Origin of the sequence: Serratia rhizosphaerae (assembly GCF_009817885.1) — a bacterium.
Lineage (GTDB): Bacteria > Pseudomonadota > Gammaproteobacteria > Enterobacterales > Enterobacteriaceae > Serratia_B > Serratia_B rhizosphaerae.
In genome coordinates this window covers 4,314,604-4,334,693 of record NZ_CP041764.1, presented here as the reverse complement: position 1 = coordinate 4,334,693, position 20,090 = coordinate 4,314,604, and the positions used below count along the sequence as shown (strand labels likewise).

Annotated in this window: 20 protein-coding genes and 3 pseudogenes; 10 read left to right on the top strand and 13 right to left on the bottom strand. The window is 55.1% G+C overall.

The window, feature by feature from the left end; all coding sequences use genetic code 11:
* Positions 1 to 2: 2 nt before the first annotated feature.
* Positions 3 to 524: a hypothetical protein gene (locus tag FO014_RS20100; RefSeq protein ID WP_105231463.1), complete on the bottom strand. Its 522-nt coding sequence runs from the start codon at positions 522 to 524 to the stop codon at positions 3 to 5.
* Between the two features lie 175 nt (positions 525 to 699).
* Here FO014_RS20100 and FO014_RS20095 point away from each other — a divergent pair, with 175 nt between their 5' ends.
* From FO014_RS20095 to FO014_RS20065, 7 genes and pseudogenes are all read left to right on the top strand, one after another.
* The gene (locus tag FO014_RS20095) at positions 700 to 1,074 is read left to right on the top strand and encodes a VOC family protein (RefSeq protein ID WP_160030810.1); all 375 of its coding nucleotides are present in this window, start codon (positions 700 to 702) and stop codon (positions 1,072 to 1,074) included.
* 810 nt (positions 1,075 to 1,884) lie between these two features.
* Positions 1,885 to 2,757, top strand: a pseudogene (locus FO014_RS24060) (acyltransferase family protein); the annotation flags it as partial.
* On the top strand, positions 2,755 to 3,705 hold the full coding sequence (locus FO014_RS24055; protein WP_246168147.1) for an SGNH hydrolase domain-containing protein: 951 nt from the start codon (positions 2,755 to 2,757) through the stop codon (positions 3,703 to 3,705). The pseudogene FO014_RS24060 and the gene FO014_RS24055, both read left to right, overlap by 3 nt.
* A gap of 320 nt (positions 3,706 to 4,025) precedes the next feature.
* Positions 4,026 to 5,612, top strand: a complete 1,587-nt coding sequence (locus tag FO014_RS20080) for a tryptophan halogenase family protein (protein WP_160030808.1) — start codon at positions 4,026 to 4,028, stop codon at positions 5,610 to 5,612.
* Complete coding sequence (locus FO014_RS20075) at positions 5,612 to 6,697, top strand: monodechloroaminopyrrolnitrin synthase PrnB family protein (RefSeq protein WP_160030807.1); 1,086 nt, start codon at positions 5,612 to 5,614, stop codon at positions 6,695 to 6,697. Before FO014_RS20080 ends, FO014_RS20075 begins: the two co-directional genes overlap by 1 nt.
* Before the next feature lie 43 nt (positions 6,698 to 6,740).
* On the top strand, positions 6,741 to 8,444 hold the full coding sequence (locus tag FO014_RS20070) for an NAD(P)/FAD-dependent oxidoreductase (protein ID WP_160030806.1): 1,704 nt from the start codon (positions 6,741 to 6,743) through the stop codon (positions 8,442 to 8,444).
* Between the two features lie 24 nt (positions 8,445 to 8,468).
* The gene (locus FO014_RS20065) at positions 8,469 to 9,560 is read left to right on the top strand and encodes a Rieske 2Fe-2S domain-containing protein (RefSeq protein WP_160030805.1); all 1,092 of its coding nucleotides are present in this window, start codon (positions 8,469 to 8,471) and stop codon (positions 9,558 to 9,560) included.
* A 133-nt stretch (positions 9,561 to 9,693) separates the two neighbouring features.
* On the opposite strand, the gene FO014_RS20060 is transcribed toward FO014_RS20065, so the two are convergent.
* The gene (locus tag FO014_RS20060; RefSeq protein ID WP_160030804.1) at positions 9,694 to 9,873 is read right to left on the bottom strand and encodes a hypothetical protein; all 180 of its coding nucleotides are present in this window, start codon (positions 9,871 to 9,873) and stop codon (positions 9,694 to 9,696) included.
* A 285-nt stretch (positions 9,874 to 10,158) separates the two neighbouring features.
* Between FO014_RS20060 and FO014_RS20055 the strand changes: the two are divergent.
* Positions 10,159 to 10,449: pseudogene (locus FO014_RS20055) on the top strand (tyrosine-type recombinase/integrase); the annotation flags it as partial.
* A gap of 316 nt (positions 10,450 to 10,765) precedes the next feature.
* On the opposite strand, the gene FO014_RS20050 reads toward FO014_RS20055, so the two are convergent.
* From FO014_RS20050 to ftnA, 5 genes are all read right to left on the bottom strand, one after another.
* A complete protein-coding gene (locus FO014_RS20050; RefSeq protein ID WP_160030802.1) occupies positions 10,766 to 11,107 on the bottom strand; it encodes a YebY family protein in 342 nt (113 codons plus the stop codon).
* Positions 11,108 to 11,175: 68 nt separating this feature from the next.
* Positions 11,176 to 12,057, bottom strand: coding sequence for a copper homeostasis membrane protein CopD (gene copD, locus FO014_RS20045; protein ID WP_160030801.1), 882 nt, complete (start codon positions 12,055 to 12,057; stop codon positions 11,176 to 11,178).
* 3 nt (positions 12,058 to 12,060) lie between these two features.
* Positions 12,061 to 12,444 (bottom strand): CopC domain-containing protein YobA, encoded by a 384-nt coding sequence (yobA, locus tag FO014_RS20040; protein WP_160030800.1) that lies wholly within the window; start codon positions 12,442 to 12,444, stop codon positions 12,061 to 12,063.
* A 163-nt stretch (positions 12,445 to 12,607) separates the two neighbouring features.
* Positions 12,608 to 12,835 carry a hypothetical protein gene (locus tag FO014_RS20035; protein WP_160030799.1) on the bottom strand — a complete coding sequence of 76 codons (228 nt, stop codon included), beginning with the start codon at positions 12,833 to 12,835 and terminating at the stop codon, positions 12,608 to 12,610.
* A 34-nt stretch (positions 12,836 to 12,869) separates the two neighbouring features.
* Complete coding sequence (gene ftnA, locus FO014_RS20030; protein WP_160030798.1) at positions 12,870 to 13,388, bottom strand: non-heme ferritin; 519 nt, start codon at positions 13,386 to 13,388, stop codon at positions 12,870 to 12,872.
* 388 nt (positions 13,389 to 13,776) lie between these two features.
* Between ftnA and FO014_RS20025 the strand changes: the two genes are divergently transcribed.
* Positions 13,777 to 14,007, top strand: coding sequence for a DNA polymerase III subunit theta (locus FO014_RS20025; RefSeq protein ID WP_160030797.1), 231 nt, complete (start codon positions 13,777 to 13,779; stop codon positions 14,005 to 14,007).
* A gap of 39 nt (positions 14,008 to 14,046) precedes the next feature.
* Here FO014_RS20025 and pip read toward each other — a convergent pair.
* Positions 14,047 to 15,005: pseudogene (gene pip, locus FO014_RS20020) on the bottom strand (prolyl aminopeptidase).
* Positions 15,006 to 15,268: 263 nt separating this feature from the next.
* Here pip and exoX point away from each other — a divergent pair.
* Complete coding sequence (gene exoX, locus FO014_RS20015) at positions 15,269 to 15,937, top strand: exodeoxyribonuclease X (RefSeq protein WP_160030796.1); 669 nt, start codon at positions 15,269 to 15,271, stop codon at positions 15,935 to 15,937.
* Positions 15,938 to 15,969: 32 nt separating this feature from the next.
* Here exoX and FO014_RS20010 read toward each other — a convergent pair whose 3' ends face one another.
* The 5 genes from FO014_RS20010 to FO014_RS19990 all read right to left on the bottom strand — a co-directional run bounded on the left by FO014_RS20010 (position 15,970) and on the right by FO014_RS19990 (position 20,043).
* On the bottom strand, positions 15,970 to 18,003 hold the full coding sequence (locus FO014_RS20010) for a S9 family peptidase (protein ID WP_160030795.1): 2,034 nt from the start codon (positions 18,001 to 18,003) through the stop codon (positions 15,970 to 15,972).
* A gap of 108 nt (positions 18,004 to 18,111) precedes the next feature.
* Entirely contained in the window at positions 18,112 to 18,765 is a 654-nt protein-coding gene (locus FO014_RS20005; RefSeq protein WP_160030794.1) for a tellurite resistance TerB family protein, read from the bottom strand.
* A gap of 181 nt (positions 18,766 to 18,946) precedes the next feature.
* Positions 18,947 to 19,312 carry a protein YebF gene (yebF, locus tag FO014_RS20000; protein ID WP_160030793.1) on the bottom strand — a complete coding sequence of 122 codons (366 nt, stop codon included), beginning with the start codon at positions 19,310 to 19,312 and terminating at the stop codon, positions 18,947 to 18,949.
* A 63-nt stretch (positions 19,313 to 19,375) separates the two neighbouring features.
* A complete protein-coding gene (gene yqfB / locus FO014_RS19995; RefSeq protein ID WP_160030792.1) occupies positions 19,376 to 19,684 on the bottom strand; it encodes a N(4)-acetylcytidine aminohydrolase in 309 nt (102 codons plus the stop codon).
* A gap of 38 nt (positions 19,685 to 19,722) precedes the next feature.
* A complete protein-coding gene (locus FO014_RS19990; RefSeq protein WP_160030791.1) occupies positions 19,723 to 20,043 on the bottom strand; it encodes a YebG family protein in 321 nt (106 codons plus the stop codon).
* Positions 20,044 to 20,090 lie beyond the last annotated feature (47 nt).

Here is a 20,090-nt window from a genome sequence, read left to right as displayed (position 1 = left end):
GCTTACATCACTGAATGCATATCCGCATGAGACGTTGCAATGCCGTTAACGTCGATAGCGCTGTGCGCCGGCGCCGCATGATCGTGCCCATCAAGGTACAAATTAAATTCCGCAGCGCTGGTTTTTTCCTGCTTATCCCCCAGTAGGCCATCGAACCAATGTTTAATCCCCTCGAAAATATGGCTGGGTTTATCCGTCAGCTGATCATACTTCTCCTTAATCTCATGGAAAGAATTCCCCACTTTATCAGCAAGGTTCTTAGCGCCTTCCAGGGTATCCTTGAAAAACGTGAGCGGCTTGCTAAATAAATCTGAAAGATGACTGGCACGAATGTGAATAAACTCCCCTACCTCATGGGATAATGATTTCATTTGCTTCAGCGTGGATTGGAAAAGCTCAGAGGATTCAGGCGATAAACTATCGATTGTTTCTTTAATAGCGGTATGAAATTTAACAATGGGATCGCGCAAATATTTCGGTAACGAACTCAGGAAATCATCTTCATTTTCGAACTTGTCGAACATAGTACCCCCAGATAAACCATCAATTGTGATACTCAGGTCTTATTTTTATAGTTGTAAAGCCTCACCCCGTCAAAAACACGCCGGATGAATAAGAAAAGTCACAGCATGGCGGCACGCACACCGCCGGTGTGGCTATACTGGAGTGGCACGCACTGCCCACTTTTAAGGGGAGCTTATGTTTGACCACGTTAAATTCGGCGTTAGCGACTATGCCGCCAGCAAGACCTTCTTTCTCAACGCATTGGCGCCATTGGGTGTAAGCGTGGTTGCTGAAGGAACGCCGGACTACGGCGTAGAGTTAAGTTCTCCCAGCAACGCATCACTGTGTCTGTACCAAACCGCAGAACGGCCGGCGCACCTGCACCTGGCGTTTGTCGCCGACAGCCGTCGGCAGGTGGATGATTTCTACCGCGCGGCGCTGGCGGCCGGCGGTACAGATAACGGCGCACCGGGCCTGCGCCCCAATTATCACGCCAATTACTACGCCGCCTTTGTGATTGCGCCGGACGGCCATAATATTGAAATGGTCTGCCATCGGCCTGATGAATAAAAAATAGGTTAGCAACAGCGTAAAAAACGCGCTGCGTCACCACGGCTCGTAAAGCGACCTCCCAACAACCTGACACAACAGATACCAGCGTGCTGATGATAAATATCTATCCCGTTTTACGCTCTCAGCCTCACCGTTTGGCCATCTGACTCCCAACCTTTGCCAGTTCTGGTTATACTGAATCGCCAATGATTCGTAAGGCAAATAGGTTGCTTTACTCACTCGCCTGCCCGCATGTGAGTAAAGCAACAGATAACCAAACGACGGGAAGGTAACAGCATGAGATTAGTGATAATAGTAATGGTTGGCGTACTGGTTTGCCTGGGTATGATGAGCTTCCTGCAGTATGTGAGCGAGCAGCCTTGGGGGCAGTAAGCAGCCTGGGACCATGCAACATTCAACACGCCAGCACCAACGATGATACGTTAAGCAGCATCTGCAATGGCGTGTAACATTCCATTTCTATGCAACAGGGATTTTTCCTATAAATCACCGCATCACCCGCTCCGGGATCTTTCACCCGTACCTCCTTTACATTAAAAATTTGTTACTTACATATCTTGACACTGGCAGTCACGCATCCTTTACAAACCATTAACACTATGTAATTTATGATTTTTTATTTGTTTTAATAAAATCTTCCCACCTTCCACTCTACAAGAATAATAAATAATTGGCCTTTTTCCTAAAGATTAAAAAACTTAACCCACTCGTCAATCCGTAAAAAATAAGAATTAACCGCGTTGCTGCTCTCTCTGACAAGATGATATTTTCTAGGATCTTCCTTGTTTTTATGGGTGTTAGTGAAAAATGAACTTTAGACTGGATATTAATGGATTAAGGTTTCTTGCTGTTACGATGGTAGTCTTATTCCATTTTAAATTCGAATTTGCATATGGTGGTTTTGCTGGGGTTGATATATTTTTCGTTATTTCTGGATTTTTAATGAATGATATATGTCAAAAACAGACAGGAAAAAAGTAATGGGTTATTGATTTTTATAGAAAAAGATTCAAGAGGATTTACCCTGCACTACTGATGATGGTTATCTTCACCTTTTTACTCGCCCTGTATTCTGAAACGCCTAACGGTGCCAAAGAAGAATTCAAGCAAACGCTTAGCGCCCTGACCTTTACATCCAACATTTACTACCTGCTGCACAGCGGCGGATACTTTTCCGCAACCTCTGATTTTAACTGGTTATTACACACCTGGTCGCTGTCCGTTGAATGGCAGTTTTATTTAATATTCCCGTTAATTCTGACCATTGGTAATTTATTTAAACATTACAAGAGTCATTTTTATCTTCTAATTATCCTATGCTCGGTACTTCTCTGCGTTCTATTTGGAAAATCGCACCTTAGCGCCAATTTCTACCTGTTGCCTACCCGTATGTGGGAGCTAATGATCGGCGCTTATGTTTCTGCCTCAAGGTTTAAAAACCCCTATGGCAAACAAACCGAGATCGTTGCCGTACTTGTTTTGGTGGCCTTCTTCCTTTTTGTAAAGGAAAGCGCCCCCTGGCCAGGCGGGATGACGCTGATCCCTGTATTGGCAACCGGCGCAATTATCCATGCTAATCTCAGCAATAGCGAAACGTTGTTTAAAAATAGTATTATACAGAGCATTGGTTCCGCATCGTATTCAATCTATCTTTTCCACTGGCCGGTCGTCTCATTTATGGCCAACAACTCCATTGAGTTTACAACGCTCAATGCAACCATCGGCATCATTCTGTCTTTCGTGCTGGGCTATATCTCTTACAAATACTTTGAGCGCTTATTCAACAAGAGTTACGCCTACCTGGTTTCAGCTGCTGCCGCATTCGCTGCGGTATCCTTCGGCGCAACGGCAACGGAAGTCAATAAACACTGGGTATCAACCAGCAGTATCGCGCTGGAAAAATTCAAAAGTTATGCGGCAAGTCCTGAAGGGATAAGACAGTTTGGTAACCAGAACCGTACCTGCTTCCTGTCAACCAAGACCAATGATATTTCATTCTTTGATAAAGAGGTTTGTTTAAAAAGCGCTGAAAATAAGAAGAATATCCTGGTGCTCGGCGACAGCCATGCCGCTGAACTCTATCAGTCCGTCAATGACATATTCCCTGACTACAATGTGATGGAGGCTGCAGCATCCGGTTGTATGCCTGTAAACAGCAAGAATGGCGAAAAACGCTGTACCGATTTATTCAACTATATCTATAACGATTTCCTGGTAAACAACAAGGTTGATTATATTCTGCTATCCGCCAACTGGATGGTTAACAAGGATCATGATCTGGGAAAAAAACTTACCGAGGTGATTAATAAAATTGGTAAGGATAAGGTGTTTATTATCGGGCAGACAAAAACTTTCAGTATCGACTTTTACAAGATTGCGCAAAAAACGCCGGAAAGTAAAATAGAAAAACTGGTAACCAAAGAGTCAAGGTTGAGTAATAGCTGGATGTCAGAACAGTTGGCACAGAGCGGTATTAACTACATTGATGTCTTTGATCTGAACTGCAATCAAGGCCGCTGTAATTATATTGATCAAGACAACGTGCCGATGATGTTCGATAAAAATCACCTGACCAAGACATGGGCTGATTCCTATGTCAAACATATCAGAACCCGTGTGGGTATATAAAATACACTTGCTGAAAGGGTTGGCAACAACCCTTTTTCTTTACCATTATTTACGCTGTATCCTCTGCCCCTCTCTTCGCCCAATGCGGGTTCTCTTTTACGTCATCATCACATCGTTACCGCGCCGTAATCGCGATTAGCGGATTTCTACGTCATACAGAGGCATCTTTCACTGCACGTTTAATCTCCCGGAAACCCGGAGCGATTCAGCTAATTCGGCAGCGGCATTTGCACTTTTTAGACCAGAGTCTAATCTGGTTAGAATCCGACCTAAATTAGACTCCAGTCTAAAATACCCATAAACTCCCATGGGAGAGTGTCATGAGCAAACCGATCAAGAATATCGTCATCGTGGGCGGCGGCACTGCGGGCTGGATGTCCGCTTCGTACCTCGTCCGGGCGCTCCAGCAGCAGGCGAACATTACGCTCATCGAGTCTGCAGCGATCCCTCGGATCGGCGTAGGCGAAGCGACCATCCCGAGTTTGCAGAAGGTGTTCTTCGACTTTCTCGGGATACCGGAGCGGGAGTGGATGCCCCAGGTGAACGGCGCGTTCAAGGCTGGCATCAAGTTCGTGAACTGGAGAGAGTCTCCTGATCGCTCGCACAACGATTATTTCTACCATTTGTTCGGCAATGTGCCGAACTGCGACGGCGTGCCGCTTACCCACTACTGGCTGCGCAAACGCGAGCAGGGTTTTCAACAGTCGATGGCGTACGCCTGCTATCCGCAGCCCGGAGCGCTCGATGGCAATCTGGCACCGTGCCTGCATGACGGCAGCCGCCAGATGTCCCACGCGTGGCACTTCGACGCGCATTTGGTGGCCGACTTCCTGAAACGCTGGGCCGTCGACCGCGGGGTGAACCGCGTGGTCGACGAGGTCGTGGAGGTTAACCTGAACGACCACGGCTTTATCTCCAGTTTGTGCACCAAGGAGGGCCGGAAGCTGGAGGCGGATCTGTTTATCGACTGCTCCGGCATGCGCGGGCTCTTGATCAACCAGGCCCTGAAAGAGCCCTTTATTGACATGTCCGACTACCTGCTGTGCGACAGCGCGGTCGCCACCGCCGTACCCAACGACGACGCTCAAGCGGGGGTCGAACCCTACACCTCCTCGATCGCCATGAACGCGGGCTGGACCTGGAAGATTCCGATGCTGGGCCGGTTTGGCAGCGGCTACGTCTTCTCCAGCAAGTTCACCTCTCGCGATCGGGCCACCGCCGACTTCCTCAAGCTCTGGGGCCTTTCGGACAATCAGCCGCTCAACCAGATCTCGTTCCGGGTCGGGCGCAACAAGCGATCGTGGGTCAACAACTGCGTCGCTATCGGGCTGGCGTCGTGCTTTTTGGAGCCTCTGGAATCGACGGGTATCTACTTCATCTATGCGGCGCTGTACCAACTCGTGAAGCATTTCCCCGACACCGCGTTCGACCCGCGGTTGTCCGACGCGTTCAACGCCGAAATCGTCTACATGTTCGACGACTGCCGAGACTTTGTCCAAGCGCACTACTTCACCACGTCGCGCGAAGACACATCGTTCTGGCTCGCGAACCGGCACGATCTGCGGCTCTCCGACGCCATCCAGGAGAAGATTGAACGCTACAAGGCGGGGCTGCCGTTGACCACCACGTCGTTCGACGATGCCACGTACTATGATACCTTCGACTACGAATTCAAGAACTTCTGGCTGAATGGCAACTACTACTGCATCTTTGCCGGCCTGGACATGCTGCCCGACCGATCGCTGCCGCTCTTGCAACTGCGGCCGGAGTCTGTCGAAAAAGCCGAGGCAATGTTCGCCCGCATTCAGCGCGAGGCCGAGCGCCTGCGGGCAAGCCTGCCGACAAACTATGACTACCTGCGGTCGCTGCACCAAGGCAACAGGCCCGCATCGACGGAGAGCCTGTAGTGGAGCGCACTCTGGAGCGGGCATGTGCATTCGCGGCCACGCACGCGGCCGTGGCGGCCTGCGATCCGCTGCAGGCTCGCGCGCGCGTTCTGCAATTGCCGGATCTGAACCATAATCAGGACGTGCCCGGCATCGTCGGCCTGCTGCGCGAATTCCTGCCGGTGCGCGGCGTGCCCCCCGGCTGGGGCTTCACCGAAGCTGCCGCCGCGATGCGGGACATCGGGTTCTTTCTGGGGTCGCTCAAGCGGCACGGACACGAACCTGCGGACGTAGTGCCCGGGCTCGAGCCGCTGCTGCTCGACCTGGCGCGCATAACCGACCTGCCGCCGCGGGAGACGCTCCTGCATGTGACGGTCTGGAACCCTGCGGAAGCCGACGCGCAGCGGAGCTATACCGGGCTCAGCGACGAAGCGCACCTGCTTGAGAGCGTGCGTATCTCGATGGCGGCCCTCGAGGCCGCCATCGCGGTGACCGTCGAGCTGTCCGACGTGCCTCTGCGATCGCCCGCGTTCGCACAAGAATGCGACGAGTTGGCAGCCTATCTGCAAAAAATGGTTGAATCGATCGTCTACGCGTACCGCTTTATCTCGCCGCAGGTCTTCTACGATGAGCTCCGCCCCTTCTACGAACCGATTCACGTCGGGGGCCAGAGCTACCTTGGCCCCGGCGCCGTAGAAATGCCCCTCTTCGTGCTGGAGCATGTCCTGTGGGGATCGCAATCGGATCATCCCGCCTATCTGGAATTCAAAGAGACCTACCTGCCCTATGTACTTCCCGCGTACCGGGCTGTCTACGCCCGGTTTGCCGGGAAGCCGGCGCTCGTCGACCGCGCGATCGGCGAAGCGCAAGCGGCCGCTACGCAGGACGAGCACGTCCGGGCCGGGCTGGCGGCTCTCAACCGGGTCTTCGTGATTCTGCTGCGCTTCCGGGCGCCGCATCATCAATTGGCGGAGCGGGTGTACGAAGCCGGGCGCAGCGGCCCCGCTGTCGGCAGTGGCGGATACGCGCCCAGCATGCTCGGCGATCTGCTCACGCTCACGCTTGCCGCACGTACCCGCATCCGCGCCGCCCTCAACCCGTCCTGACGCGCGCGGCCATCTGTTTCCTCTCATTAGGAGATTTGCCCTCATGACTCAGAAGAGCCCCGTGAACGGGCGCGATAACAACCACTTCGACGTGATCATCATCGGCTCGGGTATGTCCGGCACCCAGATGGGGGCGATTCTGGCCAAACAGCAGTTTCGCGTACTGATCATCGAGGCGTCGTCGCACCCGCGCTTCACGATCGGCGAATCGTCGATTCCCGAGACGTCGTTGATGAACCGCATCATTGCCGACCGCTACGGCATTCCGGAACTCGATCACATCACGTCGTTCTACTCAACGCAGCGTTACGTGGCGTCGAGCACCGGCATCAAACGCAACTTCGGCTTCGTATTCCACAGGCCGGGTCAAGAACACAACCCGAAAGAGTTCACGCAGTGCGTCATTCCCGAGCTGCCCTGGGGGCCGGAGAGCCACTATTACCGGCAGGACGTCGACGCCTATTTGTTGCAAGTCGCCATTAAATACGGCTGCACGGTCCTCCAGAATACGAAAGTGACCGAATTCCACGCCGATAAAGACGGCGTCGCGGTAACCACCGCGCAGGACGAACGCTTCACCGGCCGCTACATGATCGACTGCGGGGGGCCTCGCGCGCCGCTCGCGGTCAAGTTCAATCTCCGCGAAGAGCCCTGTCGCTTCAAGACGCACTCACGCAGCCTCTACACGCACATGCTCGGAGTCAAACCGTTCGACGACATCTTTAAGGTCAAGGGACAGCGCTGGCGCTGGCACGAGGGGACCTTACACCACATGTTCAAGGGCGGCTGGCTCTGGGTGATTCCGTTCAACAACCACCCGCGCTCGACCAACAACCTGGTGAGCGTCGGCCTGCAGCTCGACCCGCGTGTCTACCCGAAAACGGACATCTCCGCGCAGCAAGAATTCGACGAGTTCCTCGCACGCTTCCCGAGCATCGGGGCGCAGTTCCGCGACGCCGTGCCGGTGCGCGACTGGATCAGGACCGACCGCCTGCAGTTCTCATCAAGCAGCTGCGTCGGCGACCGCTACTGTCTGATGCTGCACGCGAACGGCTTTATCGACCCGCTTTTCTCCCGCGGGCTCGAGAACACCGCGGTAACCATCCATGCGCTCGCGGCGCGCCTCATCAAGGCGCTGCACGACGACGATTTCTCCCCGGAACGCTTCGAATACATCGAACGCCTGCAGCAAAAACTTTTGGACCACAACGACGACTTCGTCAGCTGCTGCTACACGGCGTTCTCGGACTTCCGCCTGTGGGACGCGTTCCACCGGCTATGGGCGGTCGGCACGATCCTCGGGCAGTTCCGGCTCGTGCAGGCGCACGCAAGGTTCCGCGCGTCGCGCAACGAAGGCGATCTCGATCACCTTGACAACGATCCCCCGTACCTCGGGTACCTGTGCGCGGACATGGAGGGCTACTATCAGCTGTTCAACGACGCCAAAGCCGAGATCGAGGCCGTAAACGCCGGGCATAGGCCGCCCAAGGAGGCCGCGACGCGGATCCACGCCCTCATCGACGAACGGGACTTCGCCAAGCATATGTTCGGCTTCGGCTACTGCATCACCGGGGAAAAGCCGCAGCTCAACAACTCGAAGCACAGCCTGCTGCCGGCGATGAAGCTGATGTACTGGACACAGACCAGCGCGCCGGCAGAGGTGAAAAAGTACTTCGACTACAACCCGATGTTTGCGCTGCTCAAGGCGTACATCACCACCCGCATCGGCTTGATGCAGAAAAAGTAGCCGGCCGTCGAGGAGCCAAAAGCGATGAACGATATTCAATTGAATCAGGCAAGCGTCAAGGCGCATCCCCCGAAGGCATACGACGCAACAACATCCGTGGCCGCAAGCTGGTACGTCGCGATGCGTTCAGACGATCTCAAGGACAAGCCGAGGGCATTGACGCTCTTCGGCCGTCCGTGCGTGGCGTGGCGCGGCGCGTCAGGACAGGCCGTGGTGATGGACCGCCACTGTTCGCACCTCGGCGCGAACCTGGCCGACGGGCAGGTTAAGGACGGCTGCATCCAGTGCCCGTTTCATCATTGGCAGTACGACGAGCAAGGCCAGTGCGTTCACATCCCCGGCCACAGTCAGACGGTGCGCAGCCTGGAGCCCGTGCCGCGATCGGTGCGCCAGTCGACGCTGGTCACCGCCGAACGATACGGCTACGTGTGGGTCTGGTACGGCTCCCCCAAGCCGCAGCACCCACTGCCCGACATCGCCGCCGCCGACGTCGACAACGATGATTTTATGCACCTGCATTTCGCGTTCGAGACCACGACGGCGGTCTTGCGGATCGTCGAGAACTTCTACGACGCGCAGCACGCGGCCCCGGTGCACGAACTCCCGATCTCGGCCTTCGAACTCCGGCTGTTCGACGATTGGCGCCAATGGCCGGAGGTCGAGCCGCTGGCCCAGTCAGGCGCGTGGTTCGGCGCCGGGATCGACTTCACCGTGGACCGCTACTTCGGAGCCTTCGGCATGCTGGCGCGCGCGCTCGGCCTGAATATGTCGCAGATGAACCTGCACTTCGATGGCTACCCCGGTGGGTGTGTCATGACCGTCTCTCTGGACGGAGACTTCAAATACAAGCTGCTCCAGTGCGTGACGCCGGTGAGCGACGGCAAGAACATCATGCACATGCTTATCTCAATCAAAAAGGTGGGCGGCGCCCTGCGCCGCGCGACCGACTACATGCTGTTCGGGCTGCAGACCAGGCAGGCGGCTCAGTACGACGTCAAAATCTGGAATGGGATGAAGCCGGACGGCGGCGGCGCGTACAGCAAGTACGACAAGCTGGTGCTCAAGTACCGGGCGTTCTACCGCGGCTGGGCTGACCGCGTTGCCAGCGAGCGGTGACAAATTGAGGACGAGAACCGACGTCTCAAACAGATGTTGCCGACCTGATCCTTGAGTACCGGGCGCTGATAAAAAAAAGCCCCTTTAGGGGCTTTCGTGCGCTACAAGGTTAAGGATGGTTCCAATCGCTGGTTTAGTCGCCATAGCCATCCCATCCATCATATTTCCCACGTTTTCGCGCCAGTACGTACCAGTTAATCAACGTCATGATTGCTGTGTTAGCAAGCCACAGTGCCACCGCCTCTAGGCCGAGAATGCTGCCTAGTAACAGCATGGGGCTGCAAATTAATAACCAAATTAAAAATAACTTCATGTGAGCATTCCGTTTATTGCTTCAATTAATAAGAATTATCTCATTGTTTTCCGCAAATCCTTTATCTAAAGCTGGCACATTGCCTCTCTGATCTACGCCAGCTGCGCATAACTCTGGCTGATTTTCCCGCACAAACGCTTTAGCGAACGGCATAGATACCACTGTCGTACTGCATCGAACAACATTACTCGCCGGTACTGCTGCTAGAGAAACTCAAAGGCACCCACGAATACACGCTCAATTCGTGGCTCGAGCGTTACGATGTCATTTTTAAGCGCCGTAACCCGGCTGACCAGAACCACCGATTTCATAATTAGCGCCGGCATTCGAAAAAATAGCCCTGACGGTGCGCTGCACCCTGATGGATTAACGAAAAAGTTTGTCGCGGCACGGCGGGTGGCCGGGATTGAGTTTGCAGAAAGCCCGCCGACGTTCCATGAGAGCCGGAGCCTGGCCGGCCGACTGTATGAACGGGAAAAAGGAAAGGAATTTGCGCAAAAGCTATTAGGGCATAAATCCGAAGCAATGACGGGAAAATACCTGGATTCACGGGGGAAAGAATACGTGATGATATAAAAGACCGAATACAGAAATTCGGACGAAATTCGGACATTTTCGGACAATCGAAAATAAACCATTTAAAATCAACAACTTAAAAAAAGACCGAATACGATTCCTATATTCGGTCTAGGGAAATGGCTCTTGGGAGAGAGCCGTGCGCTAAAAGTTGGCATTTATTGCAGGGCTTGTTCAGCCATGCACTTTAAGCGTAGCCTACACGGCGGCTTTTGCCAGCCAGACGCACGGCGGGTGATAGTTTCCACGCGGCATCAAATGCGTACAGAATTCAGCCAGTCGTTAACTTATTGATAAGCCTACGCGGCGCTTTGCCTCACTTGGCGCACAGCGTTTGTGCACGCTCGCGGAACGGCTCGACGCTCATCTTTTCCCCGGGGTTATTGGCGTCATCCAGCAGGATGGTTGCCAGCGGCTGTGCGCGCTGCTGGCCGGATGTCACCTGTGCCTGCGCAATATCGTTCAGCGGATACTGCATCAGCGTGCTGTTGTTCAGCACAAACAGCGCGCCGTCTTTGCGGCACTGCAGGGTGACTTCCTCTTTGGTAAACGCCCACTGCTTGCCGAATTCCAGCTTGGTGACATTTTCCAGACTTTCCGCGGCCAGTGCGCCGCCTGCGCCCGCCAGCAGTGCGAGGGCTAATAATGCACGTTTCATGTGATGACCTTAAGTAGCTATTTGATTCAATTTTCCCGTAATTCAGGGGAGTACCGCAAGTCGCAATATCAATTTGGCGCATAGGTGGCAAACAGGCTGACCAGCAGCAGCACCGCCCCGCCCAGCGCCAGCTCGCTCCAGCAGGCCCAAACCACGCCGCGCTGGGCAAGGTTGGGCACGCTGCGCATCGCCGGGACGACCGCATAGCGGTTGGTCAGCGCCACGCCCACCATCAGCAGCACCAGCGCGCTTTTTATCAGCAGCAAACGCTGATACGGCGATGACACGTCCAGCGGCCACCCGCCGACGATCATCAGGCTGTTGAGGACGCCGGTTATCAGCACCACCGCCACCGCCAGATGTCCCCAGCGGGAAAAACGGATCAGTGTGCTCACCGCTTCCGCACGCCACGCTGCCGGGTGCAGATAACGCAGGCAGACCAGCAGCGGCAGCAGGCTGCCAAACCAGTAGCCGGCGGCAAGCAGATGCAGCGCATGGCTAACACGATGCAGCGTGCCGAGCAGGCCGGTGTGCATCGCCGCATGGCCGATAAAAGCCATACTGATCAGCAGCAGCCCGCCCAACAGGGCGCTCGCCCCGGCGCGCAGGCGCAGCGGCAACCACAGCGCCGCCAGCGATAATGCCGACAACGCCAGATGCCAGCGCCACACTTCACCAAAGGTGGTGCCCAGCACCGCCAGCCAGACATCCCACTGATAGGTATCCTGCCAGCCGTCGCCCATCTGACCGGCCTGCACGGCCAGCAGCGCCACGGCAGAAACGGCAGCCACCAGCGTCGACGCCGCCAGCCAGGGACGCAAATCGCGGGAAAGTAACGCAGAGAGCCGCTGCGGCGACAGTAAGGCGGTGAACAAACCAATGCCGAACATCAGCATCACCGCCGTAAAGTGCACGAAGCGACACAGGACAAACAGAGTCGCCAGGGTCATCGGTTATTTTACGGTAAAGCTGTATTGGCCTTTGGTTTTATGTCCGTCAACGGAAACCACGTGCCAGTCGACCTGATATTTCCCCGCCGGCAGCGCTTCCGGAAGCGGAATGGTGGCTTTGGCATTATCCTTGGCGTCCAGCTGCAGTTTGCCGGTGTTGACCGCTTTATTATCCGGGCCGATCAGTTTGACTTTGCTGAAGCCAGGCTCAATACCTTCCGAGAAGCTGAGGGTCAACGCCTGTGGCGCCGGGCTGACGGTGGCATCCGCCGCGGGCGTTTGCAATTTAAGGTGGGCATGCGCTAAAACCTGCTGCGAAGACAAACCGACAAACAGCGCGAACAGCGTGGCAAGCAGACGAGATGAGGAGCGAATTTTACCGATCACAGTGGTATCCCTTAATACGAAGATGAGGATGGAATACCCGTCAGCCTTCGGGGTGCAGGCAGCCTGGCGCTCCTGCCTGCCGAATAATTACGGGCACTCGCGGGTCAAAACCACGCCAGAGTCCGCTATCCCCGAAGACCCGCGTTGCACGCGGCAACTCAATTCATTGAGGGGAAATCAGCAGCCCCAACCCGGCATGATGGCAACGCAGCAGGAACAGGAACAGACCGTGCATGACGCACGCAGCGATCCCCTCCCGGGCAGCGTATTCTGTTAGATCATAACGATGAGTGATCATCAAGTCGAGCACATCACTGCTATTTTTCAAAATGGCAGCACGTTTCGCTGTATAACCGCAATAACGGCAGGCATAAAAAAACCGCACCGGCATCGTCTGCCTGGCGCGGTTTTTTCCGGGCTAAAAATTACAGCTGGCCGTTGCTGCCTTCGCCGGCCGCGCCCATTTTCTTCAGATCCTTATCGATGAAGAACAGCGCTTTGCCGCTGGTGCCGACCAAGGCCAGCTTATCCAGTACGGATTTGAACAGTTTCTCTTCTTCATGCTGCTCGGCAACGTACCACTGCAGGAAGTTGAAGGTGGAGTAATCATGGGTGGTCATTGCCACATGCGCCAGTTCGTTGATCTGACGGGTGATCAGTTGCTCGTGCTCATAGGTCTGTTGGAACACATCGGCCAGCGACTCGAACTCTACCGGCGGCGCGGCAATACTGCCCAGCACTGGCAGCGCGCCGGTATCACTCAGGTAATCAAACAGACGCTGCATATGCTGCATTTCTTCCTGGGAATGCTCTTTCAGGAAGGCTGCGGCGCCTTCAAAGCCTTTATCCGCACACCATGCGCTCATCTGCAAATACAGGTTTGCCGAATAAAACTCAAGGTTGAGTTGTTCATTCAACTGCTTTGTCATTTCTTGCGTCAGCATAGTTATTCCTTTTAATTCTGCAGGCCAATGTTTTATATGTGCCGTATTATGCCCTGCCAAAAACAAAATAAAAACAGTTGATTTACATCAAGCGATGATTAATTTAAATACCTTTATTTATCATTTAGTTAAAATTAAATCACGCCAATGTTAATATTTATGATAATTATTTTCATCTTGCTGGAGATCTAAAGGCGAATCATTCTTATTTGAAATAACACAAATAGACATAGCAAATGAAAACAATGATGACATTAGCCGCTCTGCTATATAAAAATAATTATCATTACCCAATGCGGCGTTCGCAGCGTCACAGCAGGCTTGCCAAGCGCCGCGCGGTGCATTACCTTCTGCGCAGATAAAATGCGGTATCAGTAAGGAGCATAGCGTGGGATACAATCTGGCAGAACTCTCGAAAGAAGAGATGGACAAGGTTAACGTGGATTTAGCCGCTTCCGGCGTGGCGTTCAAAGAGCGCTATAATATGCCGGTAATTCCTGAAGTGGTGGAGCGTGAACAGCCGGAACATCTGCGCGACTACTTCCGCGAACGCGTCATCCACTACCGGATGGCGTCGCACAAGTTCTCACGCCTGCCTTACGAACCGAAAAGCAAATAACAACAACGGCGGATGCGGCTCTCCGCATCCGCCGCGCGCTTACACCGTTTTACCGGCAAAGCGATCGGTGGCCAGCATCAGCTGGTGCAGGATCCCCGGTTCATCAAACGAGTGCCCCGCCCCTCAACAATATGCAGTTCGGCTTCCGGCCATGCCTGCGACAGATCCCAGGCGTTTTGCACCTGGCAGGCCATATCATAGCGGCCATGTACAATTACTGCAGGGATATGACGAATCAGCGGCACGTTGCGCAGTAGCTGATCGTCGCTCTGCAAGAAGCCCTGATGGGTGAAATAGTGATTTTCAATGCGGGCAAACGCCAGCGCAAAGTCATCTTCGCCAAACGCCGCCGACTCGGTACTCGGCAGCAACGTGACGGTTTCTCCCTCCCAGATGCTCCACAGTTTCGCCGCTTCCAGCTGCACCTCAAGATCTTCGCTGGTCAGCCGCCGGCGATAGGCGGCAATCACATCCTGACGCTCCTCGGTGGAAAGAATCGACAGCACGCGCTGCCATTTTTCCGGGAAGAAACGTGAGGCGCCATCCTGGTAATACCAGGACAGCTCCTGTTTACGCAGCGTAAAGATACCGCGCAGCACCAGCTCGCTGACGTGCTGCGGGTGCGTTTGCGCATAGGCCAGCGCCAGCGTCGAACCCCAGGAGCCGCCGAAAACCAGCCACTGCTCCACGCCGGCCATTTCACGCAGCCGTTCGATATCGTCGACCAAATGCCAGGTGGTATTGTTGTCCAAACTGGCGTGCGGCCGGGAGCGCCCACAGCCGCGCTGGTCGAACAGCAAGACTTTATAGCGTTCCGGATCAAACAGCTGCCGATGATAAGGGGCAATGCCGCCTCCCGGCCCGCCGTGGATAAACACCGCCGGTTTCCCTTCCGGGTTACCGCTTAATTCCCAGTAGATCCGATGACCGTCCCCGGTATCCAACCAGCCACTGTCATACGCTGCTAACGGCGGATATAACCCGCGTAATTGTTCCATTGCGCTTTCCGTCTCTCTGTGAATGATGCTTTCATCAAAGCCCATGCATGCCATCAGGTCAACGGTAAAACCTGAAAACTCCGACGGATAACGGGCTGTTCACGTTCGTTTGCTTAAAATGAATACGACCAGCCATTGCGTTGCTTATCATTACGTCACCTTTCGGCGTTTTTCTCACCAGCGGCCAGCGCCTCTAAGGCAACGAACATTTGGCGACAAACTCGACAACCGTTATGCTGGGAGGCAAAAGAGGAAAGCATGACATGACGTTACGCATTATTGATACCGAAACCTGCGGCCTGGACGGCGGCATTGTTGAAGTCGCCTCCATCGATCTGATCGACAGCCGACTGGCCAATCCGATGAGCGATTTGGTGTGCCCGGACCGCCCCATCAGCATTGATGCGATGGCCATCCATCATATTACGGAGGCGATGGTCGAGGATAAACCCCGTATTGCCGTCGCCATTGGTCGCTATCTCGGCAGTGATTACTATGTGGCGCATAATGCCGCCTTCGATCGCGGCGTGCTGCCGGAGATGCGGGGCCGCTGGATCTGCACCCTCAAGCTGGCACGCATGCTGTATCCGGATATCAAGTACGGCAACCAGTATCTGCGCTATGCGCTGAATCTCGACGTGCAACTGCCGCAGGACAATACGCTGTATCCGCACCGGGCGCTGTATGACTGCTACGTCACCGCCGCCCTGCTGCAGCGGATTATCAAGGATTCATCCTGGAGCGCCGAAGAGATGGCCGATATCACCGAACGGCCGGCGCTGATAAAAACCTTTAAGTTCGGTAAATATCGCGGCCGGCTGATTGAGCAAATCGCCCAGGAAGATCCAGGCTATTTACAGTGGATGCTGAAAAATCTCGCCGATCTCAACCCGGATATGAAGCATACGCTGAAGTACTACCTGGTTGGCTGACAGAACGGGCGGCGCCGGCCGCCCGTTCCGCTTTACTCGCTCAGCGACAGAATAAAGGCGTATTCCAGCGCAATATCCTCATAGGCTTTAAAACGGCCGGATTTACCGCCGTGGCCGGAGTCCATATCGGTATACAACAGCAGCTGACGGTCATCGGTTTTCAACTCACGCAGCTTCGCCACCCACTTGGCCGGTTCCCAATACTGCACCTGCGAATCATGCAGGCCGGTGGTCACCAACAGGTGCGGATAAGCCTGCGCCTGTACCCGATCGTAAGGGCTGTACTGTTTGATGTAATCGTAATACGGCTTCTCGTTCGGATTGCCCCACTCATCGTATTCGCCGGTGGTCAGCGGAATAGACTCGTCCAGCATGGTGGTCACCACATCGACGAACGGCACCTGCGCCACCACGCCGTGGAACAGCGCCGGCTGCTGGTTGATCACCGCTCCCATCAGTAAACCGCCGGCGCTGCCGCCCATGGCGTATACCTGCCCCGCGGCGCCGTAGCCCTGCTCAACCAGCGCTTTGGTTACATCGATAAAGTCGTTAAAGGTGTTTTGCTTGTTGAACAACTTGCCGTCTTCATACCACAGCTGCCCCAGCTCGCCGCCGCCGCGAATATGCGCCAGCGCAAATACAAAACCGCGGTCCAGCAGGCTCAGGCGGCTGCCGCTGAAGGCCGGATCCATACTGCTGCCGTATGAGCCATAACCGTACACCAACAGCGGATTGCCACCCTGGTTAAAACGGTCCGCCCGGTACACCAGCGAAACCGGCACCTCTACGCCGTCGCGCGCCTTCACCCACACCCGCTCGCTGCGGTAATTTTCCGGTGTAAAGTTATTCACCTCTTGCTGTTTGAGCAGTTTGCGCTCACCGCTGTCGAGGTTCAGCTCATACAGGCTGGCCGGGGTGGTCATGGAAGAATAGCCATAGCGCAGCAGCGCGGTTTCCGGCTCCGGGTTGTAGTCCAGCCAGGTGACATAGGTCGGATCGTCGAAGGCGATACGCCGTTCTTCACCGCTGCGCCAGTGGATTTGCCGCAGTTGCGTCAGGCCGGCGCTGCGCTCTTCCACCACCAGCCAGTCACGGAACAGCTCAAAGCCTTCCAGCATCACGTCATCACGCGCGGCAATCAGCGTTTGCCACCGCGCTTCGTCCGCAACGTCGCTCTGGTACAGGCCGAAGTTTTTGCCGTCTCTGTTCGAACGGATATAGAACGTCTGCCGATAGTGATCGATGGCATATTCATGATCTTTGCGGCGCGGCACGAACATCTGCGGTGTCGCATCGGGCCGTTCGGCGTCCAGCAGCAGGATTTCCGAGGTGGTGGTGCTGCTGAGGTGGATCAGGATATAGCGTTCTGAGGTGGTTTTTTCCAGGCCGACGTAGAAGGTGTCGTCGGTTTCTTCATACACCAGCCGATCGTCAGCCGGGTCTGTCCCTACAACGTGGTGATAGACCTGATACGGCAGCAGCGTCTGCGGATGTTTGCGCACGTAATACACGCTGGCGGAGTCATTGCTCCATTCAAAGTTGCCGGAGGTATTTTCCAGCACCTCTTCCGCCCAGGCGTCATCCGGCAGATGTTTAAAGCGGATATCATATTGGCGGCGCGACAGGAAATCTTCCGCCACCGCCATCATGCGGTTGTCCGGGCTGATGTCCAGGCCGCCCAGGGTGTAAAACTCGCGCCCCTGCGCCCGCTGGTTGCCGTCCAGCAGCGCCTGCCAGGCATCGCTTTTCGCCGCCGGCTGGCGCACATAGAGCGCATATTCGTTGCCGGGTTCGTAGCGCGTCTGATAACGGTAGCCATTGCGCACATAAGGCGCCGAATGTTCCTGCTGCGGAATACGCGCCACCATCTCCTGATACAGCGCTTCACGCAGCGGTTGCTGCGGTTGCAGCATGGCGTCAGTGTAGGCATTTTCCGCCTGCAGATACGCCAGCACCTGCGGATCGCTGCGCTCGTCGTCGCGCAGCCAGTAGTAGTCATCAACGCGGGTATCGCCGTGCAGCGTCATCGGATACGGGCGTTTTTCCGCCTTCGGAGGGGTCATCATTACCAAATCATCCACTTACGTCTATTGATGGACGTAAGGGTGTCATGATTGCCCCCGCCTTAACAAGTAGGCACCGCAGCTTTTATCCGCCGCAACGCCGAGACGACGCTACGCCAGCTCGCGTTTTTTCTGATTCACATCGCCCTCAATGCCCTGTTTCACATCGTCGGGAATTTTCAGCGAGCGCGCCAGCGCGTCAAGATAGCCGCGCTCCATAAAGTGATCGACATCGATTACCATACAGCTGAGGTAATACACTTCCAACGCTTCCTCTTCGTTCTTTACGCCGAGCGCCAGCGCATCGGGATTGAGCGGCTGCTCTATCGCCTGCTGCACCCAGGCCTGCGCTTCGTCGCCAATCTGCAGTTGCGTCAGGCTGTCGTCAATGGCGCGACGCTCGTTGTCGTCAATATGGCCGTCGCTTTTCGCCGCAAACACCAGCGCCTGCACCAGCCGCTTGGCGCGTAGATCGACCGGCGTCGACTGCATGCCGAACTGCGGCTCATCCTGATGGGTATCTTTCACCCGTGATTTGTATTTGTTCCACAGCACCGCGCCTGCCGCGGCGCTGCCGCCGATAATCAGCGCGTTTTTACCGAATTTACCGACCAGCTTGCGCGAGGATTTATTCGCCAACAATACGCCGACCAGCCCGCCCAGCGCACCGGGCGCCAACAATTTGCCGATGCCCTCGGTACTGCTGTTTGAGCCGCTTTTTTGCCCCAACAGCGATTGAATCTGCTGCATCCAACTGTTTTTCATTGCATCCCCTCGCATGGATAGTAAAGCGAACGGGCACCTGTGCCGGAACGCCGCTAAAACTCCAGATTAGGGGATTTTTTGTCAATTAACGTATGGCGGGGAAAATTTGTGTGAGGCATTAGACAAGTTGACTGGAAAAATTCGCCAATCAGGGCGCCTTCGTCGCGCCCTGGCGCAGGGGTTACTGCGGTTCGCTGTAAGCGATATCGCCGGTTTTGCAGTTAAGCGTGACGCGATAGGTTTTATCCGCCTTACTGCCGCGCACCGTCAGCGGCACCTGCCAGAGGTCATCTTCACCGCTGACCGCGTCCGGGCTGACCCAGGCAACCGGCGTGGCGGTGCCGAGCAGTTTTTTATCCGATGCCCAGCGCGTAATACGGTTTTGCAGGAAGTCTCGCTTGACCTGTGCGGCGACGTCCGCCGCCTGCAGCCCGCTGCACAGGCCAACCTTCGCCGTACGCTGCTCATGCTGCTGCGCCTGAGCGCTGCCGACAAATCCCAAACTCACCACCAGCGCGACGGCCAGCCCCAATCCTGTTGCTCTCATATACCCTCCAGTTGTCGTTACACTACCCGGAGGGCGCTGACTGGCATCAGGCCTGGCAGGCGTTCAACGTTTGCGAAATACGATCGCAAACAGTTCATCCACCCCCGGATAGATCTCCTTGATAACCTGCCTCAGCGCATCGAGCGACATGTTTTCCTGCCTGGCATGCTGCTCGTTCAGCGCGTTCAGACGAACCGGCGTCACCGACAGCACCTCGATAAAACAGAAGAACACCCCGTCTTCATGGCGACTGACGCGTAATACGTCGCCAGGTTGGAAATGCGATTCGCTAGCATCACGCAGAGTGATAGTTTTACGTCCAGCTAAAATATCCTGCTCGAAACGGCCGAAGAAAGTGATGTCACCGCCCATTTTAGATCCTTTTTTATCACAATGCTGCAACATAGTGATTAAGCAGCCTGTTTTTCCGACGCGCTTCCCGCTTTTGTTGCCGCCTTCTTGTCACTCTTCGGCTTTACCGCCTTGGCGTCCGCCTGCTGCGGCGCCCCGCCGCGCAGAATGTGCGTCAGCATCTCTTTGTGCTCCGCCAGGAAGAAACTCAACGTATCGCGCTGTTCCTCATCCAGCGTCAGCGGCGCCTGCTGCAGCCACTCACCGAGATTATCAGCCAGATCGAGCATTTTGTCGTAAGCGTCGGCTTCCTTTTTGCTGGCGAATGTCATTTTTTCCTCACCGTTTCTGACTACTACGTATTTAACTTCAACCGCCATGCGTATTCCCCAAAAGATTTAAATACTGTATACACATACAGTATAAG

Bases quoted from the DNA above. Each gene is read 5' to 3' on its own strand.
- exoX (WP_160030796.1), top strand. From the start codon at position 15,269: ATGACGTTACGCATTATTGATACCGAAACCTGCGGCCTGGACGGCGGC.
- yebF (WP_160030793.1), bottom strand. From the start codon at position 19,312: ATGAGAGCAACAGGATTGGGGCTGGCCGTCGCGCTGGTGGTGAGTTTG.
- FO014_RS20050 (WP_160030802.1), bottom strand. From the start codon at position 11,107: ATGAAACGTGCATTATTAGCCCTCGCACTGCTGGCGGGCGCAGGCGGC.
- ftnA (WP_160030798.1), bottom strand. From the start codon at position 13,388: ATGCTGACGCAAGAAATGACAAAGCAGTTGAATGAACAACTCAACCTT.
- FO014_RS20035 (WP_160030799.1), bottom strand. From the start codon at position 12,835: ATGCCGGTGCGGTTTTTTTATGCCTGCCGTTATTGCGGTTATACAGCG.
- FO014_RS20065 (WP_160030805.1), top strand. From the start codon at position 8,469: ATGAACGATATTCAATTGAATCAGGCAAGCGTCAAGGCGCATCCCCCG.
- yqfB (WP_160030792.1), bottom strand. From the start codon at position 19,684: ATGGGCGGTGACATCACTTTCTTCGGCCGTTTCGAGCAGGATATTTTA.
- FO014_RS20080 (WP_160030808.1), top strand. From the start codon at position 4,026: ATGAGCAAACCGATCAAGAATATCGTCATCGTGGGCGGCGGCACTGCG.
- FO014_RS19990 (WP_160030791.1), bottom strand. From the start codon at position 20,043: ATGGCGGTTGAAGTTAAATACGTAGTAGTCAGAAACGGTGAGGAAAAA.
- FO014_RS20005 (WP_160030794.1), bottom strand. From the start codon at position 18,765: ATGAAAAACAGTTGGATGCAGCAGATTCAATCGCTGTTGGGGCAAAAA.
- FO014_RS20070 (WP_160030806.1), top strand. From the start codon at position 6,741: ATGACTCAGAAGAGCCCCGTGAACGGGCGCGATAACAACCACTTCGAC.
- FO014_RS20100 (WP_105231463.1), bottom strand. From the start codon at position 524: ATGTTCGACAAGTTCGAAAATGAAGATGATTTCCTGAGTTCGTTACCG.
- FO014_RS20095 (WP_160030810.1), top strand. From the start codon at position 700: ATGTTTGACCACGTTAAATTCGGCGTTAGCGACTATGCCGCCAGCAAG.
- copD (WP_160030801.1), bottom strand. From the start codon at position 12,057: ATGACCCTGGCGACTCTGTTTGTCCTGTGTCGCTTCGTGCACTTTACG.
- FO014_RS20010 (WP_160030795.1), bottom strand. From the start codon at position 18,003: ATGATGACCCCTCCGAAGGCGGAAAAACGCCCGTATCCGATGACGCTG.
- FO014_RS20060 (WP_160030804.1), bottom strand. From the start codon at position 9,873: ATGAAGTTATTTTTAATTTGGTTATTAATTTGCAGCCCCATGCTGTTA.
- FO014_RS24055 (WP_246168147.1), top strand. From the start codon at position 2,755: ATGGCCAACAACTCCATTGAGTTTACAACGCTCAATGCAACCATCGGC.